The 15,036-nt window shown below is 70.6% G+C and carries 14 protein-coding genes; 12 read left to right on the forward strand and 2 right to left on the reverse strand.

Features of this window, described 5'->3' with window-relative positions; all coding sequences use genetic code 11:
• The first annotated feature begins 87 nt into the window (after positions 1-87).
• The 11 genes from ACWD02_RS28595 to ACWD02_RS28645 all read left to right on the forward strand — a co-directional run bounded on the left by ACWD02_RS28595 (position 88) and on the right by ACWD02_RS28645 (position 8,648).
• Entirely contained in the window at positions 88-1,032 is a 945-nt protein-coding gene (locus ACWD02_RS28595) for a Rossmann-like and DUF2520 domain-containing protein (protein WP_451215266.1), read from the forward strand.
• On the forward strand, positions 1,029-2,030 hold the full coding sequence (gene panC / locus ACWD02_RS28600) for a pantoate--beta-alanine ligase (protein ID WP_451215267.1): 1,002 nt from the start codon (positions 1,029-1,031) through the stop codon (positions 2,028-2,030). Before ACWD02_RS28595 ends, panC begins: the two co-directional genes overlap by 4 nt.
• On the forward strand, positions 2,027-3,739 hold the full coding sequence (locus tag ACWD02_RS28605; protein WP_451215268.1) for an L-aspartate oxidase: 1,713 nt from the start codon (positions 2,027-2,029) through the stop codon (positions 3,737-3,739). The genes panC and ACWD02_RS28605 overlap by 4 nt, the downstream gene beginning before the upstream one ends.
• Positions 3,740-3,741: 2 nt before the next feature.
• A complete protein-coding gene (gene nadC, locus ACWD02_RS28610) occupies positions 3,742-4,725 on the forward strand; it encodes a carboxylating nicotinate-nucleotide diphosphorylase (RefSeq protein WP_451215269.1) in 984 nt (327 codons plus the stop codon).
• 7 nt (positions 4,726-4,732) lie between these two features.
• Complete coding sequence (locus ACWD02_RS28615; protein WP_363210616.1) at positions 4,733-5,539, forward strand: type III pantothenate kinase; 807 nt, start codon at positions 4,733-4,735, stop codon at positions 5,537-5,539.
• Positions 5,540-5,677: 138 nt separating this feature from the next.
• Positions 5,678-6,019 (forward strand): hypothetical protein, encoded by a 342-nt coding sequence (locus tag ACWD02_RS28620; RefSeq protein WP_451215270.1) that lies wholly within the window; start codon positions 5,678-5,680, stop codon positions 6,017-6,019.
• A 75-nt stretch (positions 6,020-6,094) separates the two neighbouring features.
• Positions 6,095-6,736 carry a hypothetical protein gene (locus ACWD02_RS28625; RefSeq protein WP_451215271.1) on the forward strand — a complete coding sequence of 214 codons (642 nt, stop codon included), beginning with the start codon at positions 6,095-6,097 and terminating at the stop codon, positions 6,734-6,736.
• A gap of 13 nt (positions 6,737-6,749) precedes the next feature.
• Positions 6,750-6,920, forward strand: coding sequence for a hypothetical protein (locus ACWD02_RS28630; RefSeq protein ID WP_451215272.1), 171 nt, complete (start codon positions 6,750-6,752; stop codon positions 6,918-6,920).
• 152 nt (positions 6,921-7,072) lie between these two features.
• Positions 7,073-7,543 carry a BlaI/MecI/CopY family transcriptional regulator gene (locus ACWD02_RS28635; RefSeq protein WP_451215273.1) on the forward strand — a complete coding sequence of 157 codons (471 nt, stop codon included), beginning with the start codon at positions 7,073-7,075 and terminating at the stop codon, positions 7,541-7,543.
• Positions 7,544-7,552: 9 nt separating this feature from the next.
• Complete coding sequence (locus ACWD02_RS28640) at positions 7,553-8,086, forward strand: amino-acid N-acetyltransferase (protein ID WP_451215274.1); 534 nt, start codon at positions 7,553-7,555, stop codon at positions 8,084-8,086.
• Between the two features lie 223 nt (positions 8,087-8,309).
• A complete protein-coding gene (locus ACWD02_RS28645; protein ID WP_451215275.1) occupies positions 8,310-8,648 on the forward strand; it encodes a histone-like nucleoid-structuring protein Lsr2 in 339 nt (112 codons plus the stop codon).
• Here ACWD02_RS28645 and ACWD02_RS28650 read toward each other — a convergent pair.
• Positions 8,627-9,220: an SCO3374 family protein gene (locus tag ACWD02_RS28650; RefSeq protein ID WP_451215276.1), complete on the reverse strand. Its 594-nt coding sequence runs from the start codon at positions 9,218-9,220 to the stop codon at positions 8,627-8,629. The genes ACWD02_RS28645 and ACWD02_RS28650 overlap by 22 nt on opposite strands.
• A 441-nt stretch (positions 9,221-9,661) precedes the next feature.
• On the opposite strand from ACWD02_RS28650, the gene ACWD02_RS28655 reads away from it, so the two are divergent.
• Positions 9,662-12,187 (forward strand): ATP-dependent Clp protease ATP-binding subunit, encoded by a 2,526-nt coding sequence (locus ACWD02_RS28655; RefSeq protein ID WP_344524723.1) that lies wholly within the window; start codon positions 9,662-9,664, stop codon positions 12,185-12,187.
• Positions 12,188-12,333: 146 nt separating this feature from the next.
• Here the strand turns inward: ACWD02_RS28655 and ACWD02_RS28660 are convergent, their stop codons facing one another.
• Positions 12,334-14,898, reverse strand: coding sequence for an NACHT domain-containing protein (locus ACWD02_RS28660; protein WP_451215277.1), 2,565 nt, complete (start codon positions 14,896-14,898; stop codon positions 12,334-12,336).
• Positions 14,899-15,036 lie beyond the last annotated feature (138 nt).

A 15,036-nucleotide genomic window follows, 5' to 3' on the forward strand; every position in this document is an offset into this window, starting at 1 on the left:
CCGAGGACGCGGCGCCGACCAATCGCGTTAGCATGACGAGAAATCGTCCGGTACCCCGAGCGGACTGGAACGGGAAGGCGTCATCGCGTGAACGCACCTCATCAGCCAGACCCGCGGGACCGCCCCGCGAGGCTCACGGTGGGCGTCGTGGGAGCGGGCCGTGTCGGCCCCGCGCTCGCCGCGGCACTCCAGCTCGCCGGGCACCGCCCGGTCGCCGCGTCAGGGGTCTCCGACGCGTCCGTACGACGCGCGGCGACCCTGCTGCCCGACGTCCCCCTCGTCCCGCCCGCCCAGGTCCTGGAGCGCGCCGACCTGGTCCTCCTGACCGTTCCGGACGACGCCCTCGTGGGCCTGGTCGAGGGCCTCGCCGAGACCGGGGCCATCCGCCCCGGCCAGCTCCTGGTGCACACCTCCGGGCGGTACGGCACCCAGGTCCTTGAACCCGCGCTGCGTGCCGGCGCCCTGCCGCTCGCCCTGCACCCCGCCATGACGTTCACCGGCACCCCCGTCGACGTGCAGCGCCTGGCGGGCTGCTCCTTCGGCGTGACCGCGCCCGAGGAGCTGCGCCTCGCCGCCGAGGCCCTGGTCATCGAGATGGGCGGCGAGCCCGAGTGGATCGCCGAGGAGGCCAGGCCGCTGTATCACGCGGCGCTCGCGCTCGGCGCGAACCACCTGGTCACGCTGGTCGCCGAGTCCATGGACCTGCTCAAGGAAGCGGGCGTCTCCGCCCCCGACCGGATGCTCGGCCCGCTGCTCGGCGCCGCCCTGGACAACGCGCTGCGGTCCGGCGACGCCGCCCTCACCGGGCCCGTCGCGCGCGGGGACGCGGGCACCGTCGCCGCGCACGTCGCCGAGCTGCGCAAGCACGCCCCGCAGACCGTCGCCGGCTATCTGGCGATGGCCCGCGCGACCGCCGACCGCGCCCTCGCCCATGGACTGCTCAAGCCCGAGCTCGCCGAGGACCTCCTGGGGGTCCTGGCCGACGGCGGGGGCGGGACCGGGACCGGCGACGCCGACGGAGGAGCCCGATGACCCGCCTGGTGCACACCGCCGAGCCGCTGCGCACGCGTACGCGTACGGGGCGCCGCGTCGTCGTCATGACCATGGGCGCCCTGCACGAGGGCCACGCCACCCTGATCCGCACCGCACGCCGCATCGCGGGCGACGAGGGCGAAGTCGTGGTCACGGTCTTCGTGAACCCCCTCCAGTTCGGAGCGGGCGAGGACCTCGACCGCTACCCCCGCACCCTGGACGCCGACGTCAAGATCGCCGAACAGGAAGGCGCGGACTTCGTGTTCGCCCCCTCCGTGGACGAGGTCTACCCCGGCGGCGAACCGCAGGTCCGGATCAGCGCCGGCCCCATGGGCGCCCTCCTCGAAGGGGCCACACGCCCCGGACACTTCGACGGCATGCTCACGGTCGTCGCCAAGCTGCTGCACCTCACCCGGCCCGACGTCGCGTTGTACGGCCAGAAGGACGCACAGCAGCTCGCCCTCATCCGCCGCATGGTGCGCGACCTGAACTTCGGCGTCGAGATCGTCGGCGTAGCCACCGTGCGCGAGGACGACGGCCTGGCGCTCTCCAGCCGCAACCGCTACCTCTCGCCGGCCGAGCGGCGCACCGCGCTCGCGCTCTCCCAGGCCCTCTTCGCGGGCCGCGACCGGCACGCCGCGCAGGAGGCCCTCCACGCGCGCGCCGCGCTCGCCCCCGTCACGCACGCGCGCGCCGACGCCCTGAACGCCCTGGGGGAGTCCCGCGCCGCGGCCGACACCCATGCGGTCGCCCAGTCCGTCACGCCGTCCGTGCCCGGCGGCCCCGCGGCCGTCCGTGCCGCCGCCCGCCACGTCCTCGACCAGGCGGCCCGCAGCAGGCCCCCGCTCGAACTGGACTACTTGGCGCTGGTCGACCCCGCCGACTTCACCGACGTACAGCCGGGCCACACCGGTGAGGCGGTCCTCGCCGTCGCGGCCAAGGTCGGCGCGACCCGGCTGATCGACAACATCCCGCTCACGTTCGGAGCCACCCCATGAGCGCCACCGGAATACGGCTGCACGCCCCCGCCCCCGGCTGGTCCCTGGAAGCCGACATCGTCGTCGTCGGCTCCGGAGTGGCCGGACTGACCACGGCCCTGCGCTGCTCGGCGGCGGGCCTGAGGGCCGTCGTGGTCACCAAGGCGCGCCTGGACGACGGCTCCACGCGCTGGGCCCAGGGCGGCATCGCCGCGGCACTCGGTGAGGGCGACACCCCCGAGCAGCATCTGGACGACACCCTCGTGGCGGGCGCGGGCCTGTGCGACGAGGAGGCCGTGCGCACCCTGGTCACCGAGGGCCCCGACGCCGTGCGCCGCCTCATCGAGACCGGCGCCCACTTCGACACCGGCCCCGAAGGCGCCATCGAGCTGACCCGCGAGGGCGGCCACCACCGCCGCCGCATCGCCCACGCGGGCGGCGACGCGACCGGCGCGGAGATCTCCCGCGCCCTGGTCGAAGCGGTGCGCGCGCAGGCCATCCCGACCGTGGAGAACGCCCTCGTACTCGACCTGCTCACGGATGCCGAAGGACGCACCGCCGGTGTCTCCCTGCACGTCATGGGAGAGGGCCAGCACGACGGCGTGGGCGCGGTGCACGCCCCCGCGGTCGTCCTCGCCACCGGCGGCATGGGCCAGGTCTTCTCGGCGACCACGAACCCCTCCGTGTCGACGGGCGACGGCGTCGCGCTCGCCCTGCGCGCGGGCGCCGAGGTCAGCGACCTGGAGTTCGTGCAGTTCCACCCCACCGTGCTCTTCCTGGGCGCCGACGCGGAGGGCCAGCAGCCGCTGGTCTCCGAGGCGGTGCGCGGCGAGGGAGCCCACCTCGTGGACGCGGACGGCGGGCGCTTCATGGTCGGACAGCACGAGCTCGCCGAGCTCGCGCCCCGGGACATCGTCGCCAAGGGCATCACGCGGCGCATGCAGGAACTGGGCGTCGAGCACATGTACTTGGACGCCCGGCACTTCGGCGCCGAGATGTGGGAGAACCGCTTCCCGACGATCCTCGCCGCCTGCCGCGCCCACGGCATCGACCCGGTGACCGAGCCCATCCCCGTCGCGCCGGCCGCGCACTACGCCTCCGGCGGCGTCCGCACCGACCCGCACGGCCGCACCACGGTCCCGGGACTGTACGCCTGCGGAGAGGTCGCCTGCACCGGCGTGCACGGAGCGAACCGCCTCGCCTCCAACTCCCTTCTGGAAGGCCTGGTCTACGCCGAGCGCATCGCCGCCGACATCGCGACGCTGCACGCGGGCAAGACGCTCCACGCGCGCGTGCCCGCACCCGTCTCCCACCCCGACACCCCCGCGCACCCCCTGCTGCCTCCCGAGGCCCGCTTCGCCATCCAGCGCGTGATGACCGACGGCGCCGGAGTGCTCAGGTCCGCCGACTCCCTCTCCGAGGCCGCGGCCCGGCTCGCCCGCATCCACGCCGAGGCCGCGGGCGCGCTCGCCGAGGACGGCAAGACCGCCGAGCCGGGCGTCGACACCTGGGAGACCACCAACCTCCTGTGCGTCGCCCGCGTCCTGGTGGCCGCCGCGCAGCGCCGCGAGGAGACCCGCGGCTGCCACTGGCGCGAGGACCGCCCCGACCGCGACGACGAGGCCTGGCGGCGCCACATCGTCGTACGCCTCAACGCGGACCGGACCCTGGCCCTGCAGACCACCGAGACCGCAGACTTCCCTCCGACGACCAGCCTTCAGGAGAAGTGACCGTGAGCACCCCCGACGACCTCCCCCTCGCCCCCACAGGCGGTGGCTGCGGCGATGCCTGCGGCTGCGGCTCGGACGACGCGTACGACCCCATGGAGTGCGGCCTCGACCCCGCTCTCGCGCAGCTCCTGACCGAGGCGGGGCTCGACCCCGTGCAGGTCGAGGACATCGCGCACATGGCGATCGAGGAGGACCTGGCGGGCGGCGTGGACGTCACCTCCGTCGCCACGATCTCCGAAGAGGCCGTCGCCACCGGTGACTTCACCGCGCGCGAGGCCGGCACCGCGGCGGGCCTGCGCATCGCCGAAGCCGTCATCTCCATCGTCTGCACGGACACCTTCGAGGTGGAGCGGCACGTCGAGGACGGCGACCGGGTGGCAGCGGGCGACAAGCTGCTCAGCGTCACCACCCGCACCCGCGACCTGCTCACCGCCGAGCGCAGCGCGCTCAACCTCCTGTGCCGCCTCTCCGGCGTGGCGACGGCCACGCGCGCGTGGGCCGACGCACTGGAGGGCACCAAGGCCGAGGTCCGCGACACCCGCAAGACGACCGCGGGACTGCGCGCCCTGGAGAAGTACGCGGTGCGGATGGGCGGCGGCGTGAACCACCGCATGTCGCTCTCCGACGCGGCCCTGGTGAAGGACAACCACGTGGTGGCCGCCGGAGGCGTGGAGCAGGCCTTCAAGGCCGTCCGCGAGGCCTTCCCCGACCTGGCCGTCGAGGTCGAGGTCGACACCCTGCACCAGTTGCGCGAGGTCGTGGACGCGGGCGCCGACCTGATCCTCCTGGACAACTTCACGCCGGGCGAGACCGAGGAGGCCGTGGCCATCGTCGACGGCCGCGCGATCCTGGAGTCCTCCGGCCGCCTCACCCTGGAGAACGCGCGCGCGTACGCGGAGACGGGCGTCGACTTCCTCGCGGTGGGCGCCCTCACCCACTCCTCGCCGATCCTGGACATCGGCCTCGACCTGCGCGCGGCGGAGTGACGACGACATGCTGCTGACCATCGACGTCGGAAACACCCACACCGTCCTCGGCCTCTTCGACGGCGAGGAGATCGTCGAGCACTGGCGCATCTCCACCGAGGCCCGCCGCACCGCCGACGAACTCGCCGTGCTCCTCAACGGGTTGATGGGCATGCACCCGCTGCTCGGCGACGAGCTGGGCGACGGCATCGACGGCATCGCGATCTGCTCGACGGTCCCCTCCGTCCTGCACGAACTGCGCGAGGTCACCAGGCGGTACTACGGAGACGTGCCCGCCGTCCTGGTGGAGCCCGGCATCAAGACCGGCGTGCCGATCCTGATGGACAACCCCAAGGAGGTCGGCGCCGACCGCATCATCAACGCGGTCGCGGCGGTCGAGCTCTACGGCGGCCCCGCCATCGTCGTCGACTTCGGTACGGCGACGACGTTCGACGCGGTCTCCGCGCGCGGGGAGTACACCGGAGGCGTCATCGCCCCCGGCATCGAGATCTCCGTGGAGGCCCTCGGCGTGCGGGGCGCCCAGCTCCGCAAGATCGAGCTGGCCCGGCCGCGCAGCGTCATCGGCAAGAACACCGTGGAGGCCATGCAGTCCGGCATCCTGTACGGCTTCGCGGGCCAGGTCGACGGCGTCGTGCAGCGCATGGCCCGGGAACTGGCGGGCCCGGGCGGCGACCCGGACGACGTGACGGTCATCGCGACCGGCGGCCTGGCGCCCATGGTGCTCGGCGAGGCCACGGTCATCGACGAGCACGAGCCATGGCTGACCCTCATCGGCCTCCGCCTGGTCTACGAGCGGAACGTGTCCCGGAGTTGATGTCGCGCAGTTGAGCCCAGCGAAGCCGTCGGCTCATAACCGGCGGCTCATAAGCGGGGCTTGCGCACACAACCCTGCGACCCATACAAGAGTCTGCGCAGGGACGGGACTTGGGAAGTTCGAGCGGGCGTGGAGCAAATGGGGCGTAGGGGAAGACTGGCCGCGGCAGTGGCCGCCGGGGTGCTGGCCGGCCTCGCCGGTCCGTCCGCGACGGCGAACACGGCCACCGGGTTCGACGAGGGACGTCCCGCGTACGCGGTGAGCGTCCCGGCGGCGCCGGCCTCACCGTCCACGACCTCCAGCACGGCGCCTTCCGGTGTGACCCCCACCTCCACCACGTCACCGGACGCCCGCGAAGTCCCCGACGGCAAGATGGCCGACACCGGCGCGAACGTCCTCTCCTGGATAGCCGCCGCCGCGGCCGGCGCCCTCGGAGTCGGCGCGGTCGTCTTCGCGATGATCCGCCGCCGCTCGGAGTAGCTGCGTAAGCCGACCGAGCCACGCCACATATTGGCGTTAAGCGGATTTTGTCCACTTTGCACGTATCGTCAGTCCATGCCCACGCCATACGGATCTCGCGGCGGCATGGCCTTCGGTGCGGAGGAACTGCGTGTGCTCCGCCGCGCTCTGGCCCTCGCCCTGCATCCCAGCCCCGTCTCCGCCGAGGACGTCCAGGACTGCCTACGCCTAGCCGGCGCCGTCGACCAGGCGGTGAGCGAGGGCGCCAGGCTCCGCGCCTTCCTGCTGGCCGACCTCGCCCGCTACCGGGCGGCCCTGCCCGGCACCGCAACCGGCTACCTCGCACTCCTGGAGGACGTCCTCGGCACCGGCTACCAGCCGGGCGCCGACGATCTCGCCGCGCTGCGCGCCCTGCGCGGCAACCCGGTGGCCGCCGCCCTCCTCGACCGCTGCCGGACCGTCGCCGAACAGGCCGTACGCGCCCGTCTCGCGGGCCGGTCCCGCGCGGCCGTCCCGGCGCCACGCCCCCTCGTCCCCGCCTCGCGCACGCGCCTGCTCGCCCTCCCCGGCGGCCGGAGCGAGGCCGGTGACCGGGCGGCGCCCAAGCCCAAGACGCCGAGCTCCCCTCCGGCGAAACCGGCCGCCCCGGAGCCGCCACGCCCCGTGCCGACCCCGGCCGAGGTCTTCCCTCCCAAGCGCCGCCCGACGGACCCGCCGCACCAGCTCGCCGCGGGCTAGCTACTCTGGGGGCATGGAATACGTCTCCGCGCTCCTGCCCCCCGTAGTGATGGCCGTGTTCTTCGGCGGTCTCATCGTGACGATCGTGAAGACCCAGGGCGGCGCCAACAAGGCCAAGGAGGACGCGGCCGTCGACGCCGTGATCGCCGGCGCCGAAGGCGTCCGGCAGACCCCCAAGGCCTGACGGTCTGATCCTCGGTGACCTGAGGTCACCACCCGCACACCCTTGGCGTACGACTCGCTCCCATTCCGAGTCGTACGCCCTTTTTGTTGGGGAAATGGCACCTCCGCCACGTCCGTCACGTCATTAGTGACATCTCCCACTATTGTTCTCGTGTGCCTCGCCCCTTGGGAGAACTCGAAGACTCAGTCATGACACGGGTGTGGAAGTGGAACCGCCCCGTGACCGTTCGAGAAGTCCTGGAAGACCTTCAGCAGGAACGGTCCATCGCGTACACCACCGTCATGACCGTTTTGGACAATCTTCATCAGAAGGGCTGGGTGCGCCGTGAAGCGGAAGGCCGTGCCTATCGATATGAGGCGGTCTCCACTCGGGCCGCCTACGCCGCCGCACTGATGAACGAAGCTTGGTCGCAGAGCGACAACCCCGCGGCCGCTCTCGTCGCGTTCTTCGGGATGATGTCGGCGGAACAGCGCGAAGCACTCGGTGACGCGATGCGGATCGTGGGCCCGATCTCTCAGCCCCCGATCTCCGAAGCCCCGATCTCCGAAGCCCCGATCTCTCAAGGCCCCGCCACTCAAGCCCCGCAGAACCCCGGCGAGGCGGAGCCCGAAGCAGAGCGATAGCGTCCGGTCATGCCAGCAGAACCCCCTGAACTCAGCGCTAAAGCAGTCTCCGTACGCCGGGCGCGCACAGCCGATGTGCCGGTCGTACGCAACCTCCTGGACTCCTACGCCCGTCAGGGGATCCTGCTCGACAAAGCGACGGTCGCCCTTTACGAGTCCATCCAGGAGTTCTGGGTGGCGGAACGCGACGACAACGCCGAGGTCGTCGGCTGCGGTGCCCTGCACGTGATGTGGGAAGACCTCGCGGAAGTACGCACTCTCGCCGTGAACCCCGACGTCAAGGGCGTCGGAGTGGGACATCAGGTGTTGGGGAAGTTGCTGCAGACCGCTCGCTGGCTCGGTGTCCGCAGGGTTTTCTGTCTCACCTTCGAAGTCGACTTCTTCGCGAAGCACGGCTTCGTGGAGATCGGTGAGACACCTGTCGACGGAGATGTCTACAGCGAGCTGCTGCGTTCCAAAGACGAGGGTGTCGCGGAGTTCCTGGGCCTCGAACGAGTGAAACCGAACACCTTGGGCAACAGCCGGATGCTTCTGCATCTGTGATCGTCGCCGGTATTCCGGGCTGCCTGCTGCCCCGGTTCCCTATGTCCGAAACGCGCATGTTTCCTGGGTTCTCGGGGTCCCCGGTCTCTCCCGGGGGTTTGTGTTTTCCCAGCAAAAGCGGTTTGCTTTCCGACGTACTGCAGTACTGCATATAACAGGGGGCGGCGATTCTGCGGCTCGCGCCGTGCGATCCGGCCCTAAGTTATCGATGAAAGGAAATCCGGTGGCACAGAAGGTTCAGGTCCTTCTTGTCGATGACCTCGACGGTGGCGAGGCAGACGAGACCGTGACGTTTGCGCTGGACGGCAAGTCGTACGAGATCGACCTCACCACGTCGAACGCGGACAAGCTCCGCGGTCTTCTTGAGCCTTACCTCAAGGGCGGTCGTCGTACCGGTGGCCGTGGTTCGGCCGGGCGTTCCAAGACGCGTGCCTCTGCCGCGAGCGGCGGTCAGGACACCGCGGCGATCCGTGCCTGGGCCAAGGACAACGGTTTCGAGGTCAACGACCGCGGCCGCGTCCCCGCGTCCATCCGCGAGGCCTACGAGAAGGCCAACGGCTGACGACGGGTCCTTCGCAACCGGACCCGGTGGCACTGCGTCGCCGCCGTGTCCACAAGTCGTACGAGACCGGAGCCCACGGCGGGGTCGCTGTGGGGCATGGCGCCACCCCCCACGCAGGACAGGGACGGCAATGCCGGCAGCGTCGGCTCCACCTCGCACCCGGGCTCTGGGGGTCGCAGCCACACGGCGGCCCCCTGCGTGCCGGACCACCCCGGAGGCGTGGGCGCGTCGATCCGTCCGCCCGCCCCGACGGCCGTGAGGTCCAGGGGGATGCCGCCCCACTCCAGCCAGTCCAGGAGCCCCGGCAGCTCGTCGGCGCTCCCCGCGGCCACGAAGAGCCGCATCGATTCTCCTCGCAGGGCCACCGGTGCCTTCGGCCCGAGATGCCTCAGCGCGGCGAAGCCGGCCTCGGCGGGCAGCTGCAGTACATCGAAGCGGAGCCCCGTCAGGAGCTGCACCGGCAGCCCCGGGCGGCGCTCATCGGTCGCCCAGCCGAGTTCGTTCGCGTACCACTGCCGCACCGCGTCGCTCTGCTCGACCGGTACACGGGGCTGGGGAACGGTGAAGGCCATGCATGGAGCAACCGGCCGGAAGCGTCTTGGGTTACGCAGAGTGGCTTGGTGATTGCTCTCAGTGTCCGGAAAAAGGGCGTGAGGGCGTGTTCGGCGGCGCAAGGCTGTTCGCCCGTAGCGGAGGGAACCGGCGCGCGCCGCATGGAGTGTCAGTCCTTGCGGGTAAGACATCCCTAGTGGGGAGGGGCGACACACGCGCGAGGCCGTCTCACGTTCGCCATCGGCGTAGCTGTGGTGAGGGTAAGTGCTTGGCCTGCGGGAACATCGTCTCGCACCATCGGGTTGGAGCAGTTGTCGGCGTTCGGGGTCAGGAGGCACCTCTTGTTCTCGGCCGGGTGTCGGCAGTTGGAATGAGCGGTCCCCGCTTGCGGGACTAAGCTGCGGAAGGACAGGGAGGGGACAGCCCCCTTACTGCCTGACCGCTCTGAGGAGCGATTAACGATGTTCGAGAGGTTCACCGACCGCGCGCGGCGGGTTGTCGTCCTGGCTCAGGAAGAAGCCCGGATGCTCAACCACAACTACATCGGCACCGAGCACATCCTCCTGGGCTTGATCCACGAGGGCGAGGGTGTCGCCGCTAAGGCCCTGGAGAGCCTCGGGATTTCGCTCGAGGCGGTCCGCCAGCAGGTGGAGGAGATCATCGGTCAGGGCCAGCAGGCCCCGTCCGGCCACATCCCCTTCACCCCCCGTGCCAAGAAGGTCCTGGAGCTTTCGCTCCGCGAGGCCCTTCAGCTGGGCCACAACTACATCGGCACGGAGCACATCCTGCTCGGCCTGATCCGCGAGGGCGAGGGCGTCGCCGCCCAGGTCCTCGTGAAGCTCGGCGCCGATCTCAACCGGGTGCGGCAGCAGGTCATCCAGCTGCTCTCCGGATACCAGGGCAAGGAGACCGCCACCGCAGGCGGTCCTGCGGAGGGCACGCCTTCCACGTCCCTGGTGCTCGACCAGTTCGGCCGGAACCTCACCCAGGCCGCTCGTGAGTCCAAGCTCGACCCGGTCATCGGGCGCGAGAAGGAGATCGAGCGGGTCATGCAGGTGCTGTCCCGCCGTACGAAGAACAACCCCGTGCTCATCGGCGAGCCCGGCGTCGGCAAGACCGCCGTCGTCGAGGGCCTGGCGCAGGCCATCGTCAAGGGCGAGGTCCCCGAGACGCTGAAGGACAAGCACCTCTACACGCTTGACCTCGGCGCACTCGTCGCCGGCTCCCGCTACCGCGGTGACTTCGAGGAGCGCCTGAAGAAGGTCCTCAAGGAGATCCGCACCCGCGGGGACATCATCCTGTTCATCGACGAGCTCCACACCCTGGTGGGTGCCGGCGCCGCCGAGGGCGCGATCGACGCCGCGAGCATCCTCAAGCCGATGCTGGCGCGAGGCGAGCTGCAGACCATCGGTGCCACGACGCTCGACGAGTACCGCAAGCACCTGGAGAAGGACGCGGCCCTCGAGCGCCGCTTCCAGCCCATCCAGGTCGCGGAGCCGTCCCTGCCGCACACCATCGAGATCCTCAAGGGTCTGCGCGACCGTTACGAGGCCCACCACCGGGTCTCCATCACGGACGAGGCGCTGGTCCAGGCCGCCACCCTGGCCGACCGGTACATCTCGGACCGCTTCCTGCCCGACAAGGCGATCGACCTGATCGACGAGGCCGGTTCCCGGATGCGCATCCGCCGGATGACCGCGCCGCCGGACCTCCGCGAGTTCGACGAGAAGATCGCGGGCGTGCGTCGCGACAAGGAGTCGGCCATCGACTCCCAGGACTTCGAGAAGGCGGCCTCTCTCCGCGACAAGGAGAAGCAGCTGCTCGCGGCGAAGGCCAAGCGCGAGAAGGAATGGAAGGCCGGCGACATGGACGTCGTCGCCGAGGTCGACGGCGAGCTCATCGCCGAGGTCCTGGCCACGGCCACCGGCATTCCGGTCTTCAAGCTGACCGAGGAGGAGTCCTCGCGTCTGCTGCGCATGGAGGACGAGCTCCACAAGCGGGTCATCGGCCAGAAGGACGCCATCAAGGCGCTTTCGCAGGCGATTCGCCGTACGCGCGCCGGTCTGAAGGACCCGAAGCGTCCCGGTGGCTCGTTCATCTTCGCCGGCCCGTCCGGTGTCGGTAAGACGGAGCTTTCCAAGACGCTCGCCGAATTCCTCTTCGGTGACGAGGACGCCCTGATCTCCCTCGACATGTCGGAGTTCAGCGAGAAGCACACGGTCTCGCGTCTCTTCGGTTCGCCGCCCGGATATGTCGGTTACGAAGAGGGCGGTCAGCTGACGGAGAAGGTCCGTCGCAAGCCGTTCTCGGTCGTGCTCTTCGACGAGGTCGAGAAGGCGCACCCGGATATCTTCAACTCGCTGTTGCAGATCCTTGAGGACGGTCGTCTGACCGACTCCCAGGGCCGGGTCGTGGACTTCAAGAACACGGTCATCATCATGACGACCAACCTCGGCACGCGTGACATCTCCAAGGGCTTCAACCTCGGATTCGCCGCGTCGGGTGACGTCAAGACGAACTACGAGCGCATGAAGACCAAGGTCAACGACGAGCTGAAGCAGCACTTCCGCCCGGAGTTCCTGAACCGTGTCGACGACACGGTGGTCTTCCACCAGCTCACCGAGGAAGACATCATCCAGATCGTCGACCTCATGATCGCCAAGGTGGACGAGCGTCTCAAGGACCGCGACATGGGCATCGAGCTCAGCGGTGACGCGAAGAAGCTGCTCGCGAAGAAGGGTTACGACCCGGTCATGGGCGCCCGGCCGCTGCGCCGGACGATCCAGCGCGAGGTCGAGGACATCCTGTCGGAGAAGATCCTCTTCGGCGAGCTCCGCCCCGGCCACATCGTGGTCGTCGGCACGGAGGGTGAGGGCGAGGAAGCCAAGTTCACCTTCCGCGGCGAGGAGAAGGCGGCGCTTCCGGATGTCCCGCCGATCGAGCAGGCGGCTGGTGGCGCGGGGCCGAACCTGAGCAAGGAGGCGTAAGCCTCCGGCCCGGCTAGCAGGATCAAAGGGGCTGCCCCGGATCGTTTCTACGGTCCGGGGCAGCCTCTTTTGGTTTGACCTTTGGCTGCGGGTGCCTTGTGGCTGGTCGCGCAGTTCCCCGCGCCCCTATGGGGCGCCTCCGGCGGTTATGACGTGATCGTGATGCCCTCCGGAACGTTCCGTACGCGGCGCAGGCGGGGGTTGACCCGTAGGACGCTCAGGTTCGGGAAGCGGGAGAGCCAGGACATGTCCGTGTCGGCCAGCTCTGCCGTGATCCACAGGTGGGTGAGCTGTTCGTGCTCCAGGCCGTCCAGGAGCTCCTCGGTGCGCATCACGCCGACGACCTGGATCCACGGGCGCCCGCCCAGCTGCCGCAGCGCCGCCAGCTCGGCCGTGTCGGACACCGGGAAGTACAGGCCGAGCGGATCGAGGTGGGCGATGATCTCGCGTGCGTACCGCTCCGTGTCGAAGTGGCGCCACGGGCGGACCAGCTCGGCCCGGATGGAGAGCGCCGAGCGGTGGCGCATACGGGCGAGGTAGTCGATGGCGGCGTCGTCCTGGACGCGGGTGGCCGTGATCGCCAGGAGGAGCGCCTGCTGGTCGCTCGGCACCTGCTCGGGGTCCGGCAGTTGCTCCAGGACGATGGGTCCGACCCAGCCGAGGCTGCGGGCGGCGAGCTCCGTCGTGGGGCGCACGAGGTTCTTCGTACGCTCGTGAACGAGCCGCTGCACCTCCGGGTCCAGCTCGGTGACGTGCTCGAGGCAGGCCGCGGCCATCAGGCGCCGGTGGTTCACGTGCGGGCGGCGCAGGTTCGGGGCGGCGGCGAGGAGCCGCTCCAGGAAGTCGGCGCACTCCTCGGGGCGTGCGTGGGCGGCGGCCATGCGGATGACCTCCTCCCACTCGGCGCGGTGCGCGTGCTCGACGAGGGTGCGGAACTTTCCGCGGGCCACTATCTCCTTGGCGGCGAGATAGTCCTGGAAGGTGCGGTGGATGAAGTCCACCGACAGGCCCGCCTGTTCACGCAGGAGCCCCGTGCGGTGCAGCAGATGACGGAAGATCTTCTCGCCGTCGCCCTCGGCACGCGCGGAGGGGATGGCGGGCAGCGCGCTGTCCAGGATCGCGACCACGCGCTCGCGCGGCAGCTCGGATACGCCCTCCTCCACCATCGCGTGGGCCAGCTTGCGCAGGAGCAGCTCGCGCGGGCCCTGCTGCAGGCGCACGTCATCGGCGTACAACACGTCACGCTCGGGGTCGCGGCGCTGGAGGAGCATCTCCAGGGCCGCGTCGTACAGCTCCTTGCGGCCTTTGGGCAGGGAGCCGGAGCGGTCGCGGTTGAGGGCGCATATCAGGCCGCACATCAGGGGGTTGGTGGCGAGCTGGCGCAGCTCGCGGTAGATGCGCACGGAGTGCAGGAGGCGCTGCTCGTACTCCCGCAGCTTGTCGCGTTCCGACTGCTCCTTGCACTGGTCGTCGCTCATCGCCGCCGCGTGCCAGTCGTGGATGAAGTGGGTGACCTGGTCGCGTGACATCGGCGCGAGGAAGAGTTCCTTGAAGCCCTCTTCGGCGAGGCGTTCCTGGGCGAGCCAGCCGTCCTCGACGGCGGAGGGGCGGGACGTCACCAGGCAGCCGTTGCCGGAGAAGATGCGAAGGAGGCGCCGCAGCTGGTTGCGCAGCTCGCCGCGGGTCGCCTCCGGGGCCTCGTCGATCCCGTCGACCAGGAGCATGGCGCGGCCCGCGAGGAGGGTGCGCACGACCCAGCCCTCCGGAGCCTGGTCGGCAAGCGGGTGGCTGACGGCGTGCAGGAAGTCGTCCGGGGCGGGGAAGCCCTCGCGGGCGAAGCGGCGTACGGGCAGGACGAAGGGCACGCGGGCGCCCTCGCGCGCCGCGGCCACGGCGAGCCACTGGACAAGGGTCGTCTTGCCCGAGCCCGCGACACCGCGAAGCAGCACCCGCTCGTGCCCCTCAAGGGCCCGGTCGGCGAGCAGCACGGTGCGCGGCTCGCCCGGTACGCCGCTGCCGCTGCTCTCCTCGGCCTCCAGGCTGAGGTAGGTGTCCTCCAGGGGCCAGCGGTCCGGCGCGTTGGCGAGGTCCACGCCGACGATGGTGAGCCAGCCGTGCTGTCGTACGACCTCTTCGGCGTACGCGGCCTCGAAGTCCCGGTCCTCCTGCGAGCGTTCGGGCTGGCGGGCGGCGGCCTCCGCGTCGTTCAGGTCGATGAGCTGGCGGATGCGGCTCGCCCGCTCGGCCAGGTCCCGCTGGATGTGCGGGGAGCGGCGGACGAAGTGGTACAGGAGATGCAGGCACACGGCCACGAGCAGCTTGTCGTGGAACGACGCGGCGTCGGGGGACAGCGCACGGTCCGCGCCCTGCACGGCGCCCCTCAGGCGCCGCGCGTAGTCCTGCGGGCCGAGGCGCACGGCGTCCACGTCCGTGAGGTCGAGCTCGCCGGCCGCGAGGAGGGTCCGCGTCAACACGTCGATCACCGGGGCGAGTTCGGCCACCGGGGCGGAGTGCGCCTCGGCCGCGAGGTGGGCGAGGTCCGCGGCGATGCGGCGTACGTCGTCCGGTGTCGCGGGGGCGTCGGCGCCGCGCCAGGTGGTGAGGGCCGCGATCAGGTCGGGCGCGGCGGGCGGCCGCGGTGGGGGCGTGCGGATGAGCCGTTGTACGAGGGGTGCCGCGAGCGTCGAGGGGATGCGGACAACGGGCTCCATGGACATAGGGGGTCCCTGCGGGTGGGATTTCTCGTGCCGTGGAGGGTCAAGGGTAGGTCAACTCGGCCGCGCGGGAGGGGGCTTGGGGAGCGTGAGGGGGATGGGTTGCAAGGAAATCCCACCAGGAGCGGCCGGGTT

This window comes from Streptomyces sp. NPDC002853, assembly GCF_053591915.1.

What these genes read in the sequence shown, in the direction of transcription:
- panC (WP_451215267.1), top strand. Translation starts at nt 1,029, where the DNA reads ATGACCCGCCTGGTGCACACCGCCGAGCCGCTGCGCACGCGTACGCGT.
- ACWD02_RS28605 (WP_451215268.1), top strand. Translation starts at nt 2,027, where the DNA reads ATGAGCGCCACCGGAATACGGCTGCACGCCCCCGCCCCCGGCTGGTCC.
- ACWD02_RS28615 (WP_363210616.1), top strand. Translation starts at nt 4,733, where the DNA reads ATGCTGCTGACCATCGACGTCGGAAACACCCACACCGTCCTCGGCCTC.
- ACWD02_RS28620 (WP_451215270.1), top strand. Translation starts at nt 5,678, where the DNA reads ATGGGGCGTAGGGGAAGACTGGCCGCGGCAGTGGCCGCCGGGGTGCTG.
- ACWD02_RS28625 (WP_451215271.1), top strand. Translation starts at nt 6,095, where the DNA reads ATGCCCACGCCATACGGATCTCGCGGCGGCATGGCCTTCGGTGCGGAG.
- ACWD02_RS28630 (WP_451215272.1), top strand. Translation starts at nt 6,750, where the DNA reads ATGGAATACGTCTCCGCGCTCCTGCCCCCCGTAGTGATGGCCGTGTTC.
- ACWD02_RS28640 (WP_451215274.1), top strand. Translation starts at nt 7,553, where the DNA reads ATGCCAGCAGAACCCCCTGAACTCAGCGCTAAAGCAGTCTCCGTACGC.
- ACWD02_RS28650 (WP_451215276.1), bottom strand. Translation starts at nt 9,220, where the DNA reads ATGGCCTTCACCGTTCCCCAGCCCCGTGTACCGGTCGAGCAGAGCGAC.
- ACWD02_RS28655 (WP_344524723.1), top strand. Translation starts at nt 9,662, where the DNA reads ATGTTCGAGAGGTTCACCGACCGCGCGCGGCGGGTTGTCGTCCTGGCT.
- ACWD02_RS28660 (WP_451215277.1), bottom strand. Translation starts at nt 14,898, where the DNA reads ATGGAGCCCGTTGTCCGCATCCCCTCGACGCTCGCGGCACCCCTCGTA.